Annotated in this window: 14 protein-coding genes; 9 read left to right on the forward strand and 5 right to left on the reverse strand. The window is 60.4% G+C overall.

Annotated elements, in window-relative coordinates; all coding sequences use genetic code 11:
* Positions 1-226: 226 nt before the first annotated feature.
* Positions 227-886, reverse strand: coding sequence for a GntR family transcriptional regulator (locus EOA32_RS03485; RefSeq protein ID WP_127875738.1), 660 nt, complete (start codon positions 884-886; stop codon positions 227-229).
* A gap of 532 nt (positions 887-1418) precedes the next feature.
* Positions 1419-2303: a sugar phosphate isomerase/epimerase family protein gene (locus EOA32_RS03490; RefSeq protein ID WP_128370887.1), complete on the reverse strand. Its 885-nt coding sequence runs from the start codon at positions 2301-2303 to the stop codon at positions 1419-1421.
* A 607-nt stretch (positions 2304-2910) separates the two neighbouring features.
* On the opposite strand from EOA32_RS03490, the gene EOA32_RS03495 reads away from it, so the two are divergent.
* Positions 2911-4047 (forward strand): Gfo/Idh/MocA family oxidoreductase, encoded by a 1137-nt coding sequence (locus tag EOA32_RS03495; RefSeq protein ID WP_128370888.1) that lies wholly within the window; start codon positions 2911-2913, stop codon positions 4045-4047.
* Positions 4048-4240: 193 nt separating this feature from the next.
* Here EOA32_RS03495 and EOA32_RS03500 read toward each other — a convergent pair whose 3' ends face one another.
* From EOA32_RS03500 to EOA32_RS03510, 3 genes are all read right to left on the reverse strand, one after another.
* The gene (locus EOA32_RS03500; protein WP_128370889.1) at positions 4241-4921 is read right to left on the reverse strand and encodes a GntR family transcriptional regulator; all 681 of its coding nucleotides are present in this window, start codon (positions 4919-4921) and stop codon (positions 4241-4243) included.
* Between the two features lie 123 nt (positions 4922-5044).
* Complete coding sequence (locus EOA32_RS03505; protein WP_189406896.1) at positions 5045-5629, reverse strand: flavin reductase family protein; 585 nt, start codon at positions 5627-5629, stop codon at positions 5045-5047.
* 414 nt (positions 5630-6043) lie between these two features.
* Positions 6044-7039, reverse strand: coding sequence for a LysR substrate-binding domain-containing protein (locus EOA32_RS03510; RefSeq protein ID WP_128370891.1), 996 nt, complete (start codon positions 7037-7039; stop codon positions 6044-6046).
* A 107-nt stretch (positions 7040-7146) separates the two neighbouring features.
* Here EOA32_RS03510 and EOA32_RS03515 point away from each other — a divergent pair, with 107 nt between their 5' ends.
* The 8 genes from EOA32_RS03515 to EOA32_RS03545 all read left to right on the forward strand — a co-directional run bounded on the left by EOA32_RS03515 (position 7147) and on the right by EOA32_RS03545 (position 14290).
* Positions 7147-8487, forward strand: coding sequence for a sugar ABC transporter ATP-binding protein (locus EOA32_RS03515; RefSeq protein WP_245499143.1), 1341 nt, complete (start codon positions 7147-7149; stop codon positions 8485-8487).
* Between the two features lie 15 nt (positions 8488-8502).
* Positions 8503-8673, forward strand: a complete 171-nt coding sequence (locus EOA32_RS39610; RefSeq protein ID WP_245499144.1) for a hypothetical protein — start codon at positions 8503-8505, stop codon at positions 8671-8673.
* Entirely contained in the window at positions 8670-9674 is a 1005-nt protein-coding gene (locus EOA32_RS03520; protein ID WP_128370892.1) for an ABC transporter permease, read from the forward strand. The genes EOA32_RS39610 and EOA32_RS03520 overlap by 4 nt, the downstream gene beginning before the upstream one ends.
* Positions 9675-9696: 22 nt before the next feature.
* Complete coding sequence (locus tag EOA32_RS03525; RefSeq protein WP_128370893.1) at positions 9697-10659, forward strand: substrate-binding domain-containing protein; 963 nt, start codon at positions 9697-9699, stop codon at positions 10657-10659.
* Between the two features lie 63 nt (positions 10660-10722).
* Positions 10723-11616 carry an amidohydrolase gene (locus EOA32_RS03530; RefSeq protein WP_128370894.1) on the forward strand — a complete coding sequence of 298 codons (894 nt, stop codon included), beginning with the start codon at positions 10723-10725 and terminating at the stop codon, positions 11614-11616.
* A gap of 40 nt (positions 11617-11656) precedes the next feature.
* Entirely contained in the window at positions 11657-12409 is a 753-nt protein-coding gene (locus tag EOA32_RS03535; RefSeq protein ID WP_128370895.1) for an SDR family NAD(P)-dependent oxidoreductase, read from the forward strand.
* A 19-nt stretch (positions 12410-12428) separates the two neighbouring features.
* On the forward strand, positions 12429-13268 hold the full coding sequence (locus EOA32_RS03540; RefSeq protein ID WP_128370904.1) for a transketolase: 840 nt from the start codon (positions 12429-12431) through the stop codon (positions 13266-13268).
* A gap of 62 nt (positions 13269-13330) precedes the next feature.
* Entirely contained in the window at positions 13331-14290 is a 960-nt protein-coding gene (locus tag EOA32_RS03545; protein ID WP_128370905.1) for a transketolase family protein, read from the forward strand.

Raw genomic sequence — 14290 nt, forward strand, 5'->3', positions numbered from 1 at the left:
GCGAGCCTAGCCCTGGCGGTCAGCGCACGGCACGCCGGCTCATTCTGTCGGGCTGTGCTGCCGCCGCATGAGCTCGCAAGCCAAAGCCGTTTCTGACCGCGCTCAAGGCCCGGTGCCCTGTCTTTAACGGCGAATTCGACGCAGTGAAGGGCCAATCAGGGGCGGCGCAGCCGCCACAGAGATGTCGGACGATATTGCCACGCCAACCGATCGCCAGAGACCTCTTCTAGAGGCTCCAATTTTTAAAAAGCCACCGTACGAATTGATCGTGCTGATTGTTCAAGGCTGCTACGAGACGAGCGGAATCTCGAGATCTCAATGCCTCGAGTTGATCCTTCAGCATCCAGTACTCAATCTTCAGCCATTCGCCGTCATTCGTGGAATGGATAATCGTCCGGATGCGAGTCAGATGATCATTCAACTTGCCCTGCATGCTTCGGAGCAAATCGTTGTCGCAGTATTCACGCAACATACTTTGAAGAAAGAAAAACGCGTTCCTCACTGGCGAAGGATCGTCGGTATCCAATGATTGCTGCGCCTTGTCGAGCAAAACTCCGAATTCTTCGATCCGTGCGGCCGGAATGTTTCCAATAGCCTGAATCGCGCACTGCGAATCCAAAGCCTTACGGACCTGATACGCGTTGCTGACATATTTCGCGTCAAGCGGAGCGACGTAGGGTACCTTCCATGCTTCTCCTACAACCAGCCCGTCTTCCTGCAGGCGGGTAAGTGCTGCCTTGACGGGGGAGCGACTCACTCCGAGTTGCTTGGCCAAAACACTCTCAGGCACCACCTGGTTGGGGGGTAGTTCGCCATCGGTGATCATCTTCTTGATGATGTCATAGACCCGCTCGCCCAAGGGTATGTTGCGCTCAACCTCCTGCATGATTTTCCTTTTCGGTCGGAGCCTCGAATCGCTTGAAGAATAATGGAGAGGCTGCTGAATACTGGCAAGGGTGCTAGTGGATGCACTTGTTGACCGTTGGCTTGGCAGGTGCAATCCGCGAGCAGTTCAGAGGTGGCCGTTCAACAAGTCGGCTTGGATGTCGCTTTGGGTCTTCCACGGAAATGTCGGAACAACACGAAAAACGCTGCTGAGGTCGCCTTCCATCGCTCAGGAACTTCATCCCACAGCCGCTCGTGACCGTAAGTCCCAAAATCGCATGAGCTTGGGACGAAGGTCATTGCCACCATAAGCCTCGACATTTCCCGACCTCCAACGCTAAATCGAGTTCATATTAGCACCGAGATCAGATTGCATCCAGCCGACAGGATACAGAATTTGGCTTGCACGCGCCACCTTACGGGTGAGGAGTCGCGATGCCAAACTAAGCTAGGCAACGTGCCTGGTCGCAAGCCGATGCGTCTTCCTGAGCCCAGGCGGGCTAGAGCCACCGGCGCGGATATCTGCTACAGCGCTAGCCCTGCACCAGTTGCTTCATCTGCCTGTGCACTTCTCGTCCGATCTCGTAGGCATTTTCCTGATGCCATTTCCGACTGAAGGACTCGCAACCCCACCAGCCGTCATATCCGGTGGCCTTGACAGCGTCCGTCCACAATTTCAGATCGATGACACCAGATCCCATTTCGATGTCGCGCAAATCATCCTCGATCGGGATGCCGGCGGCAAAAGGACGCGAGTCGCTTATGTGAACGCCGTAGAGCAGATCCTTGCTCAGACGGGCAACCACATCAGGGGTGTCACCGGCTGTGAAACAATGCCAATAGTCGACAATCAATCGGATATTGTCGCGGCCGGATCGCTCGATAATCTCCACATTGTCGGCAATCTTGTTCAGCGGCGTCCACGACATCGGCTCAAGATAGAGAAGCAGATCGAACTGCGCGGCAAGGTCAGCGATGCGAGAGAGGTTCTTGACGGTGGCCGCGATCTGCTCCTGGCGAGGAAAGCCGAGCATCCCTTTGTAGAGATCAGTGTGCTCACCCTTGGCATGCGCAACAACTGCCCGGACATCCACTGGGCCCGTCATCACCTGTATGCCCTTTGCCCCGACGAGGTGTGCCAGTCTGAAGGTAGACTCCGCCTCCATCATCAAATCGGCTTCTGACGCGCCTCCCCTCTCAATATCGAAGACGGCGCCGAAACCCGGTATGTCGATGCCGTCGAGCCTGGCGAGCAGTTCCTGTTCGGTGAACCCTGCATCGAGGAAGCCCCGCAGTTTCCTGGTTGATGGATCTATGCCGTCGAAACCGACCGCTCGCGCCACATCGATGTCCATGATCAGGGGCACGTGCCAAGCCACTGACGAATGCAGGATCAGCCTGTTCTTCTTTTCCGTCATTTCGCGTTCATCAACTCAAGGAACCGCCAAGCCAGCCCTCACGAACTCGCAACTCGCAACTCGCAACTCGCAACTCGCAAGGATCAGTCCAATAGCATTCAGTATGCAATTTGCGATTCAGGTTGTCAACGTTCGTCTCCCCGATCATCAAGTGGAGATAAATGCCTTTAAGAATCGCTCCCGGAGGCGCAGAGGTCACGAATGTTTCCTCTTGACAGGAGGCTCACTCCAGATTGAATACTGGATACACAAACGCTGGCACGCAGGGTTGGAAATAATCAATGTTCACACCGGCCTTCAGGCTATGGCGCAGGCCAGTTGAGAGAGCTCGGCTCGGAAGCCGGCGCATCCCCGGCCACCGATGCGGCCTGGGAGCTGAAATCCGGCTCTCCGACAGGGCCTTTCGACATGGGCATGGCTGTCGAAACATCGCCTTGGCCGCGCATTTCGCCAGCATTCCAAAAGCTTCTGGGCAGACCTCAGAAATCAGACTTGATAGATGCTGAGGCCCCTGTTTCCAAGTTGTTAAAGCGCTCGGGGAGCTGCGCACGTAACGGGGCCTGTTTCTCGATCGATCGCGATTGCAAGTTCAACTGGAGAGGCTCCGATGACGGAGACAGATGCATTCGGCCGAAGGCTGCGGCTGGGCATGGTGGGTGGAGGCGGCAGCAGTTCGATCGGGCCCAGCCACGCCTCGGCAGCGCGCCTGGACGGTCGTTGGGAGCTGGTTGCGGGCGTCTTCTCCCGCAACCCGGAGCGGACCAGACAGGTCGCGCGAGACCTCTTCATCGACCCGCAAAGAGCCTATGCAGACCACACTGAAATGGCTGCGCGCGAGGCTGAGCGCCCGGACGGCATCGACGCCGTCACGATCTGTACGTTCAACGAAACCCACTATGAAATCGCCGATGCGTTTCTTGCCAAGGGCATACACGTAATTTGCGACAAGCCGCTAGTAGTGAACCGCGAGCATGCCCGCGCCCTGAGCGCAAGGGTGGCCGAGACTGGTCGATTGCTTGCAGTAACATACACCTATTCGGGCTATCCCATGGTGCGAATGGCAAGGGACATGATTGCCGGGGGCAGGCTGGGCCAGGTCCTATCCGTCCAGGTGGAATATTCGCATCAGTACCAGACGCAGGCCTTCGGCAAGAAGGAATGGCAGCACGACCAGACCAAGGCAGGAGCACTCGGTGTCGTGGCGTCGCTTGGGACGCATGCATTCCATCTGGCCGAATATGTCAGCGGGCTACGTGTAGAAGCGCTGGCTGCGGATTTGGCCAGCTTGCGCAATCCGCTCGACGACCATGTCAACATGTTGCTGCGCTTCGAAGGTGGAGCCCGTGGAGCCCTTTGGACCACCTCGATAGCTCACGGCTGTCCAAATGGCCTTGCACTGCGTGTGTTCGGATCCGATGCCGCGATCACCTGGCACCAAGAGCATCCCGAACAACTCACCTTTACGGCATCTGGGCAGCAGCCGGTTGTCTTTGCCCGCGGCGGCGCGGGCGTCAGCGCCGGAGCGAAAGCAGCCTCCAGAATTCCTGCCGGCCATCCCGAAGGTTATCTCGAGGCGTTCGCCAACATTTATTCAGCGGTGGCGCGGGCAATTTCGGAAGGTCGAAACACGGCCGACAATGGAGACTTCCCCACCGTTCACGACGGGGCAAGGGGCGTTGGCTTCATGTTCACTGCGCTGCGGTCGGCCGGGGCCGGAAGCATGTTCGTTCCATTCGAGTTGTGAGCGTTTCCCCAAGAGACCGCCTGTGGATCGGATGGCGTCGAGACTTGGCTCCGAGGCTTCGATGAAGATCCCTTACAGCTCGACCATGTGAACCAGGAAGGAAACGACGCCGAGGATATCTTAAGCGATGAGGGAGGATTCGTGACTGGCCGGACCTGTGGGTTGACGGCGGTTTTGCCCTGCGAAAAAACCGTCAGCCTTTCTCGGCTTGATCGGGTGAGATCCAGCTTTGGAGTATCCAGCGCCGGAACATGTCCATGTGCGCGGAAAGCGTTGTGGTCAGCCTGTTGACGTCGCGCGCACGAAGCGCATCGAGCTCGTCCTTCATGACCCAATATTCTATGTGCAGCCATTGGCGGTCATCGGTAGCGCGACTGGCCAGCCTTACGCGGGTCAGATGATCCTGTAGCCGTCCAAGTATCAAGCAGATAAGATCGTTCTCGCAGTACGTCAGGAACATGCGCTGCAGATGCTCATAGGCCTCGCGAACCGGATATGGATTGCCCGCTTCCACGTCCGGTCGGATATTTTCGAGCACCATCGCGAACTCCTCGATCGCGTCTGCCGGTATGTGGTCTATCGACTGCACCGCGACTTGTATCTCGAGGGCCTTGCTAACCTGGTAGACATCGTCGATGTATTTTCTATCGAGCGCAGCCACCTGCAGGAACGTCGCGTCTACATGATTGACCAGACCATCTTCTACCAATCGCTCCATCGCCGCCCTGATTAGCGGTTCGCCGATGTCTAGACGCTCTGCAAGGTCCCTTTCGGAGATCAGTTCACCCGGTCGCAAATTGCTGTCAACGATCAGCTTCTTGACCATCGCGTAAGCCGGCACGCCAACCGCTGCACTCTTTTCAAGTTCCTGCACGGTAATCAGCTCCCTACCTAAGCGACGGCGGCGCCATGCTCGTCATGAAAGCCGACGTTCGTTCAAATCCGTGGTTTGGCAAAACCTGTGCCTCAGCTTCGATGCAATGCGGCGATTGTGCGCTTACTTGTTGTTTGGCCGGTCCGGAGGTGCCCTGCGAGAGCTTCCAGGATGGGCCGAAAGCAAAGCGTAATTGCGAGCGTGATAAACCAAAGGAGAAGCATCGGCTGTGCCGCCGGCGACCAGGCGTCCAACGACAATCGTATGGTCGCCAGATTCAATCAGGGAATCCACCTGACATTCCGCATATGCACGCACGTCCTTGATCACGGGAGCACCCGTGGTTTCGCCAAAAGCCCAATCTATGCCGCCGAACTTATCGCCTTGACCGAACGCGAACTGATCTGAGATCCACGATTGATCACTGGCCAGAAAATTGACCGCGAAACGCTTCTGGGCCCGGATGACCTGAAGCGTGTATTTTGACGATTGCAGACATATGACCAGCTGCGGGGGGCTCAGCGACAGGGACATCACTGCACTAACGGTCAACCCGACCGGTGCTCCACCGGAGTCGGTTGCCGACACGATGGTTACGCCACTGGGAAACCCGCCGAATATGCCACGAAAGGTGTCGGAGTCCACACCTGCCCGGTCTCCTGGCTTTTGCTCATCTTTCGAAGTTGAGGCGACCGTCTGAGATGTCATGCCCGTGTGCCTTCGATTGCGTACTGAATTCTGCATACACTAACGCGCATGAATGCGATTTGCAACCCAGGTCGCTAGCCAAATCCACCTCGCAGGGCCTTGGGAGGCCTGTTTGCGTTGTCAAGGAACTCCGCAGTGTGCAACGGGAATCTGTAGGCGTCGTTGGAGGTGTTCAGGTCCGGGCGTTAGGCCTGAGCCGCCAGGAGGGTCTCAAGGCCACAGTTTGCAACGGGGCACGGTTGCACTGAGCCGAGCAGCGCACGACATTGGAAGAAATGGATCGCCCACATAGTCTGGTCGAAAACAAAACAAGCGAGATCGGCGCTTCCAATCCCTAGGTAACTTTATTCTATCTATGTCGCGAACCGGCTTATTTGGAGCGTGGAATCCAGCAAGAGCGCCAGATATTCTTGTTCAAGCCATAGCGGCGGGCTTGTCATCCCGCAATCCGAAATGAGGCCGTCGTTCAAACGATATGCGCAGCCCTAACTCGGACATAAAATCCCGAGCGCGGTCTGTGTCGCGCCTGCCGACCCGCGACACCCATTCCGAAAACAGGCGCACCGCGCGCCGGTTCATATGCCGCGAAGGACAGACAAGCCAGTATCCGGGGAACTCTATCACGTCGAACTGGGTCGAGACGGGCACCAAAGCGCCCGAAACAAGGTCCTCGAACGCAATTGACGTGCTTTCCAGAACCACGCCCGCTCCATCCTTCGCCAGCTGAACCGACATCGAGGAGCGGTCGAAACGATAGGGATAGGTCATGCGCGCGCCCTGGACACCGTTACGCGGCAGCCAGTAATCCCAGCGGAAATAGGCCTTCACGCTGTCGATCAGTCTTGCCTGGCGCAGCTGCTCGCGCGGATCGGATGAAAGCCTCTGCAGTTCGTTGAGATAAGAAGGCGAGCACATCGGCAGGATCAGGTCGTTGACCACGCAATCCGAATAAAGGCCGGCCCAGCCCCCGTCGCCGTAGCGAAGATCGAGATCAATGACCTCGGTTTCGAAATCCGAAAAATTGGGTGTCGCGTCGACCCGCAGATTCCAGGTCGGATAGTCCTTGCTGAATTCAGCCAACCGCGGCGCCAGCCATTTCTCGCCAAAGGACGGGCTGACCCGGAGGCTGAGTTGAAAGCTCTCGCGCTGCCGAACGATGGCGTTTCGAACCTCGCGGATGGATTCGAAGGCTTGCGTGGTGGTCTGGTAGAGCCGCTCCCCGTCGATCGTCAGGGAAAGGTGGCGCTTTTCGCGCTGGAACAGCCGCACGCCCAACTGGTGCTCGAGCAAGCGCAGTTGCTGGCTGACGGCCGAAGGCGTCACCTGCAATTCCTGCGCCGCTTTCGCCACGCCGCCGAGGCGCGCAACGGCTTCGAAATGCGCCATCGACTTGAACTTGATGTCCGACATATCGTAGATCGTCAGTTAAGTTCAGCTACACAGAATGTTAAGAAACGAGAATTGAGCCGAATGTCAATCGGTCGCATCATCCCTGCGATCTCGGGAGGAGATGCAGGATGGAAACGGCCCAGGGCCTGGGCGTCGCCGGCAATGTGAGCGCGGCCGCACAGTCATCGACCAGGACGCCTCTGATCGACGCTGCCAATGTCGAGAAGAGCTACGGCGCAACCCGCGTCCTGCGCGGCGTGAGCTTTCAGGTCCGGGCAGGCGAAATACATGCGCTGCTGGGCGGCAACGGCGCCGGCAAGAGTACCCTCATCCGCATCATCACAGGCCTTACCTCCCGCGATGCCGGCGAGGTCGCCTTCACGTCGGCGAAGCTCGGCCGGGGCGGCCCGATCATAGCGGTGGTGCATCAGGAGCTGGCGCTGCTGCCCAAACTGTCGGTCGCGGAAAACATCGGTATCGTGCATGCGAAGTCCGGCCTGTCGCAGAGCAGCCGCCGCCGCATGCGCGACATCGCGCTCAATGCGCTGCGCCTGATAGATGCGGCGGTCGGCGAGGAGATCGTGGACCTCCCGGCGGCCAAATTGTCCCTGCATGAAGGGCAAATCGTGGAGATCGCTCGCGCGCTTTCAACGGGCGCCGAAGTGCTGCTTCTCGACGAGCCCACCGCCAACCTGACCGCAGGCGAGACGGCCAAGCTTTTCTCCGTGCTGAAGCGTTTGGCGCGCGACGAGGGTATCGGAATCGTATTCGTCTCGCACAGGATGCGGGAAATCCGCGAGCTCTGCGATGTTTGCACCATCCTGCGGGACGGCACCACTGTGGCGAATGGGACGCCGCTTGCCTCGCTGAGCGACGCCGAGATCATCCAACAGATGGGGCAATCGACCCACCGTTCCGGCGCGCAGCTCAAGCGGCGGGAGCGCAGCCGAGAGGGTACGCCGGTGGAGTTGCTGGGGCCCGACGGCGCCATTTTGGAAATCTGGCCCGGCACCATCTTGGGGCTGGCCGGCGCACCGGCGGGTCCGACGGGCCTGATCGATCCCCTCGTCGGCGCGGGAAAGGGCGCCGGCTGGCGCCTCTCCGGCGAGGGTCTCGCAGATGGCTTCCCCTCCCCGGCCGCGGCGGCGCGCGCGGGCATCGGCTTCGTCTCGGGTGACCGGGCAGCGAAGGGAATCCTTTCGCAGCTTCCGATCGTCGACAACGTGCTTGCCGCGCGCAGGGTTCGCGACAACCGGCGGATCGTCGGCGCCGCCGAACGGCAGGAATGTTCCGATCTGGTTTCGGCGCTCAAGTTGAAGGCGGGCTCGATCTGGGACCTTCCGGCGTCGCTATCCGGCGGCAACCAGCAGAAGCTAATCGTTGCGCGCTGGCTCGGATTGCCGCTGCGCATCGTGGTGCTGGAAGAGCCGACGCGCGGCGTCGACATCGGCACCAAGCACGATATCTAAGCGCTGATCCGCGAGATGGCGGATACGGGAGCAATCATTGTCTGGTGGTCGACCGAGAACGTCGAGCTGCTCGAGCTGTGCGATGTGATCTTCGCCTTCGACACCGAGGGGCGCCCGAAGGGGTTTCTGCCGGACAAGCGCTTCACCGAAGACGGGCTCGCCGAGCTGACGGGGATGGCAGCATGACCGACGCAACCAACGGCGCCGCGACGGCCAAGAAGGCTCGGGCCGCCGGGACCCGCGCTCCCGGGATTCTTCTGTCCTACCGCACCGAGGCTGCAATCGCCGGCGCGATTGTCGTCCTGTTGCTGGCGGTGGGCATATTCGTCCCCGCGGCGCTCAGCATGGGCAACGTCCAAAACATCATCCAGGCTGCGGCGCCGCTCATCATCATGTCGCTCGGCGTCTTCTTGGTCGTGGTCACCGGCGGCATCGATCTTTCGGTCGGCTCGGTGTTCTCGCTGACTGGAATGGTCACGGCGCTGGCAATGGCCAATGGAGCGGACGATCTTACCGCCAGCCTGGCAGGCTTGGCCGTAGGGCTGGTATTCGGAGCGATCAACGGGTTTCTCGTCACTGTCGTCAGGCTTGCTCCTTTCGTCGTCACCCTCATCACTTACGCGGTAGCGGGCAGCCTGGCCTTCATCGTCACCAACGGTCGCTCGATGCCGATCAGTGCGCCGGATTTCTGGCTGCTGAATTCCGGCGAGATCGTCCCCGGCATCCCAAATCATCTTCTGTTCTGCATCGTCCTGATGGCCGTGCTGGAATATGTGCTGCGCAAGGTCGTGCTGGGCCGCTGGTTCTATGCCGTCGGGTCGTCGGCGACTGCAGCCCGGCTGCTCGGCATTCCCGTCCTTCGCATCAAATTCGCCGCCTATGTCACTTCCGGCCTGCTCGCCTCGTTCGCCGGGCTGCTGACGGCGAGCTACATCCTCAATGCCGAGGCAACGGCCGGCGCAAGCCTGATGCTGCAGGCGATCGCCGCGGTCGTCATCGGCGGCGCCAGCCTCTTCGGCGGAACCGGCAGCGCGATCGGCGCGGTGCTCGGCGCGCTGATGATCACCTGCATCCAGAACGGCGTGAACCTCATCGGCGTCAACAGCTTCTGGCAAGGCTCCGTCACCGGCGCCGCGATCCTGCTTGCGGTCCTGATCGACCGCTTCAGCAACAAGAACCGACTCTAGATCATCAACGGGAGGAACCAAGATGAAGTTGAAGACCATCCTGATTGCAGCACTGGCGGCGTCCGCCTTGTCAAGCGCATCATATGCCGAGGACAAGAAGACCGTCGCCTATATCGCGCCCTCGCTGGACATCTCCTACTGGCAATGGGTCGGCTACGGCGTGAAGGAGAAGGCGAAGGAGCTCGGCATGGACTATGTCGAGTACACCTCTGAGAACTCACCCGCCAAGCAGATGGACAATGCGCGGACAGCCGTGACAAAGGGGGTCGCGGCAATCGTGATCGGCCCGGTCAGCTCGACATCGACGCCGCCGCTGCTCGATTATCTGGAAAAGCAAAAGGTCCCGATCGCCTTCGCCGGCATCGGTCCGCAGCCGGGACTGACCAACTACACATCCTCTGTCACCGCAAACAATTATGAGACCGGTAAGGCGCAAGGGAAATTCACCTGCGATCTCGCCAAGGAGCGCGGCGGCAACAAGGTAGGCATGCTGTCGCTGCCGCAGGACCGGGAGAATGCGCAGAAGTATCTCAAGGGCGCCAAGGAGGCGTTCGCGGCAGACGGCTGCGACCTCGTCCAGATACTTGAAACCCGGGGCCTCACCATCAATGAGGCCGTCACTCAGGCAAACGACCTGCTGACTGCACATCCCGACATCAAGGCTATCTACGGCATGTATGATGAGGCCGGCAGCGGGGCCGCAAAGGTGGTCGAGACCCGAGGCCTCACCGGCAAAGTCGGCATCACTGTGGCTGATGGCTCGCCGACCACCATTGCGCTGCTGAAGAACGGAGCGATCCAGGGCATCTTCTTCCAGGAAGCGGTCGGCCAAGGCATCGACGGAACCCAACAAGTCTATAACGCCCTGACGGGAGGCAAGGTGACCCAGGATCTGGCCCTGGTGATGCCGCTGGTCACCGCCGACAAGGTCGACAGCCCCGAAGCGAAGAAGGTTATCGCCCGCGTTTTCCCCCCGAGCAACTGACCGCCTTCGAACGGACCCGCCGGCGAGGCCGGCGGGTCCACCCGCAAGCGAGGTATTCCGACCGTGGCAGAGCTGCCTTTCATCGATCCGCATCATCACCTTTGGGATCTGGAGACCCACTATTATCCGTGGCTGACCGACGGGGTTAAGCCGGCGGCCTTCGGCGATTATGAGGCGATCCGCAAGAGCTATCTGATCGACGACTATCTGGAAGACGCCAGGAACCAGAACCTGGTGAAATCGGTGCACCTGGACGTCGGGTTCAATCCCGCCGATCCGGTCGGGGAGACGCGCTGGCTACAAGGCATCGCCGACAAGCGGGGCTTTCCTCATGGCATCGTCGGCTACGCCGACCTGTCCAAACCCGATGTCGGCGACCTTCTCGACCGGCACATGGAGTATCGGAACTTCCGCGGCATCCGGCAGTCGATGAATTATCATGGCGACCCCGCAAAGACCTATCTGGCGCGGTCGGAGGTCAGCCGGACACCCGAATGGAGGCGTGGCTTCCGAGAGCTGGCGAAGCGCGGGCTGAGTTTTGACCTGCAGCTCTATTATCCGCAGATGGGCGAATTTCTTGAATTGGCGCGCGCCTTTCCCGACGTGCAGATCATTCTCAACCATACCGGCATGCAGGTCGACGGACCCGAGCATTTCGACGCCTGGAAGAAGGGCATGCGCCAGCTGGCGCAGGCGCCGAACGTCGCCTGCAAGATCTCGGGTCTCGGCATGGGCGACTGGACATGGACGACGGCGTCGATCCGTCCCTATGTCGAGGAGGCGATCGCCGCCTTCGGCATCGACCGATCGATGTTTGCGACGAACTTCCCGGTCGACAAGCTGTTCTCGAGCTTCGACGCCATCGTGAACGCCTTCAAGGAGATCACGCGACACTATCCGCGTGAAGAGCGGCTCGCGCTGTTCCACGACAACGCCGCCCGGTTCTACCGGCTCTAGATCATCCGCCAAGAGATTGGAAAAAGCAGGAGAGTTCGACATGTTGCTGAAGGGCAAGGCTGTGGTCATTTCAGGCGCCGCGAGCCCACGCGGGATCGGCCGCTCCACGGCAACGCTGATGGCCGAGCATGGGGCGCGCGTCGCGATTCTTGACCTCGATGAGGGGCAAGCGCGTGACGCCGCCGCTTCGCTCGGAGGCGACCATATCGGCCTTGCATGCAATGTCGCCGACCGCGACGCTTGCAAGAGGGCGGCTGTGCAAGTCACCGAAGCCTTGGGCAAGATCGATGTGCTTTGCAACAATGCGGGCATTACCCAGCCGGTCAAGACACTGGAGATCAGCCCGGCCGACTGGGATCGCATCCTCAACGTCAATCTGCGCGGCGTGCTCTATCTCAGCCAGGCCTTCATTCCACACATGCGCGAAAATGGCGGCGGCTCGATCATCTGCATGTCATCGGTTTCCGCGCAACGCGGCGGCGGCATCTTCGGCGGCCCGCATTACTCCGCCGCCAAGGCGGGCGTGCTCGGCTTGGCAAAGGCGATGGCGCGCGAATTCGGACCCGACCGCATCCGCGTCAACTGCGTAACGCCAGGCCTGATCCAGACCGACATCACCGGCGGCAAGCTGACCGAGGCCATGCGCGCCGACATCATCAAGGGGATTCCGCTCAGTCGGCTGGGCGACGCGCGCGACGTGGCCGGCGCCTATCTGTTTCTCGCGTCGGATCTGGCCAGCTACATCACCGGCGCCGTGATCGACGTCAATGGCGGGATGCTGATCCATGGCTGACGGAACCACGGAATTCGAGATGCCGCGCTCGGGCAGCAATGTCAGCCTAGCCGAACGGGCCTATCGCATCCGGCGGCATGCCGTGCGCATGGGCGAAGTCCAGGGCCAGGGCTATGTGGGCCAGGCGCTCGGCATCGCCGACGTGCTCGCGGTCGCCTATTTCCATGCGCTTCGCTATCGGCCAGATGAGACGCTATGGGAGAAGCGCGATCGCTTTCTTCTGTCGATCGGACATTATGCGATCGCGCTCTACGCGGCATTGATCGAAGCAGGCGTGCTGCCGGAGGAAGAACTCGAAACCTATGGCACGGACGACAGCCGCATGCCGATGTCCGGCATGGCCGCCTACACGCCTGGAATGGAGATCACCGGCGGCTCGCTCGGCCATGGGCTCGGCATCGCCGTCGGCATGTGCCTGGGCCTGAAGCGCAAGCGGAGCGACAGTTTCGTATACAATCTCTTGTCGGACGGCGAGCTCGGCGAGGGCTCGACCTGGGAAGCGGCGATGTCAGCCGCCCACCACAAGCTCGACAATCTCATCGCCATCGTCGACTTCAACAACCAGCAGGCCGACGGGCCATCGACGGCGACGCTGTCTTCCGAGCCGGTGACCGGCAAGTTTGAGGCCTTCGGCTGGCACGCACAGCGTGTCGACGGCAACGACATCGAGGCGGTCCGCGCGGCATTCGACATTGCCCGGGACCTCAAGGGGCCGCGTCCGCGCATCATCGTCTGCGACACGCGCATGGCAAAGGGTGTGCCTTTCCTGGAGGCCCGCGAAATCACGCATTTCATCCGCGTCGAGCCGCATGAATGGACGCTGGCGCTTGAGGCTCTGGAGAAGGGACGTCCGCAGTGAGGTTGTCAAAATTCGAGCCGCGCCTCCCCGTCAACGCAGGCGAGCGCAAGACCACATCGGCGATGATCGCCTCGATCGCCCCGGACGGCGTTCCGACTCGCAGCGCCCCTTTCGGCCACACGCTCGCTAGGCTGGCACGTCACCGGAGCGGGATCGTCGGGCTCACTGCCGATCTTGCGAAATACACTGACCTTCATGTCTTTGCGCAGGAGCATCCGGACCGCTTCTACCAGATGGGGATGGCCGAGCAGGTGTTGATGAGCGCTGCCGCCGGCCTGGCGCGTGAAGGCTTCACGCCTTTCGCCACGACCTACGCCGTCTTCGCCTCACGGCGGGCCTATGATTTCATCAGTATGGCAATTGCGGAGGAAAGGCTGGACGTCAAGATTGTTTGCGCCCTCCCGGGACTGACGACCGGCTACGGCCCGAGCCACCAAGCAACGGAAGACATCGCCATCTTCCGCGGCATGCCGAACCTGACCATCATCGACCCGTGCGACGCGATCGATATCGAGCAGGCTACCGAGGCAATCGCGGGTCACAGAGGACCGGTCTATATGCGGCTCCTGCGCGGCAAGGTGCCGGCCGTGCTCGACCAGTACGATTACAGGTTCGAGATCGGCAAAGCACGGCTGCTGCGTGAAGGCACGGACGTGCTGTTCATTTCGAGCGGCCTGATGACCATGCGTGTGCTTGAGGCGGCAACGGCTCTCGAAGCGGACCGCATAAGTAGCGCAGTGCTACATGTGCCGACGATCAAGCCGCTGGACAATGAGAGAATTCTTGCGGCCGCGCGCCAAGCTGGCCGGCTGGTGGTGGTGGCGGAAAACCACACCGTCATAGGCGGACTGGGTGAAAGTGTCGCCGCATTGCTTATGCGCGAGGGCGTGACACCCGCCTTTCGGCAGATCGCCCTTCCCGACGAGTTTCTGGACGCCGGTGCTCTGCCGACACTTCACGATCGGTACGGCATCTCGACAACTGAGGTCGTGCGCCGTATTCGCGAATGGACGGGTAAGTGA

The sequence above is a fragment of the Mesorhizobium sp. M1A.F.Ca.ET.072.01.1.1 genome, from assembly GCF_004023325.1.
In the GTDB taxonomy this organism is placed as follows: domain Bacteria; phylum Pseudomonadota; class Alphaproteobacteria; order Rhizobiales; family Rhizobiaceae; genus Mesorhizobium.

What these genes read in the sequence shown, in the direction of transcription:
- EOA32_RS03485 (WP_127875738.1), bottom strand. Translation starts at nt 886, where the DNA reads ATGCAGGAGGTTGAGCGCAACATACCCTTGGGCGAGCGGGTCTATGAC.
- EOA32_RS03490 (WP_128370887.1), bottom strand. Translation starts at nt 2,303, where the DNA reads ATGACGGAAAAGAAGAACAGGCTGATCCTGCATTCGTCAGTGGCTTGG.
- EOA32_RS03495 (WP_128370888.1), top strand. Translation starts at nt 2,911, where the DNA reads ATGACGGAGACAGATGCATTCGGCCGAAGGCTGCGGCTGGGCATGGTG.
- EOA32_RS03505 (WP_189406896.1), bottom strand. Translation starts at nt 5,629, where the DNA reads ATGACATCTCAGACGGTCGCCTCAACTTCGAAAGATGAGCAAAAGCCA.
- EOA32_RS03510 (WP_128370891.1), bottom strand. Translation starts at nt 7,039, where the DNA reads ATGTCGGACATCAAGTTCAAGTCGATGGCGCATTTCGAAGCCGTTGCG.
- EOA32_RS03515 (WP_245499143.1), top strand. Translation starts at nt 7,147, where the DNA reads ATGGAAACGGCCCAGGGCCTGGGCGTCGCCGGCAATGTGAGCGCGGCC.
- EOA32_RS39610 (WP_245499144.1), top strand. Translation starts at nt 8,503, where the DNA reads ATGGCGGATACGGGAGCAATCATTGTCTGGTGGTCGACCGAGAACGTC.
- EOA32_RS03520 (WP_128370892.1), top strand. Translation starts at nt 8,670, where the DNA reads ATGACCGACGCAACCAACGGCGCCGCGACGGCCAAGAAGGCTCGGGCC.
- EOA32_RS03525 (WP_128370893.1), top strand. Translation starts at nt 9,697, where the DNA reads ATGAAGTTGAAGACCATCCTGATTGCAGCACTGGCGGCGTCCGCCTTG.
- EOA32_RS03535 (WP_128370895.1), top strand. Translation starts at nt 11,657, where the DNA reads ATGTTGCTGAAGGGCAAGGCTGTGGTCATTTCAGGCGCCGCGAGCCCA.
- EOA32_RS03540 (WP_128370904.1), top strand. Translation starts at nt 12,429, where the DNA reads ATGCCGCGCTCGGGCAGCAATGTCAGCCTAGCCGAACGGGCCTATCGC.
- EOA32_RS03545 (WP_128370905.1), top strand. Translation starts at nt 13,331, where the DNA reads ATGATCGCCTCGATCGCCCCGGACGGCGTTCCGACTCGCAGCGCCCCT.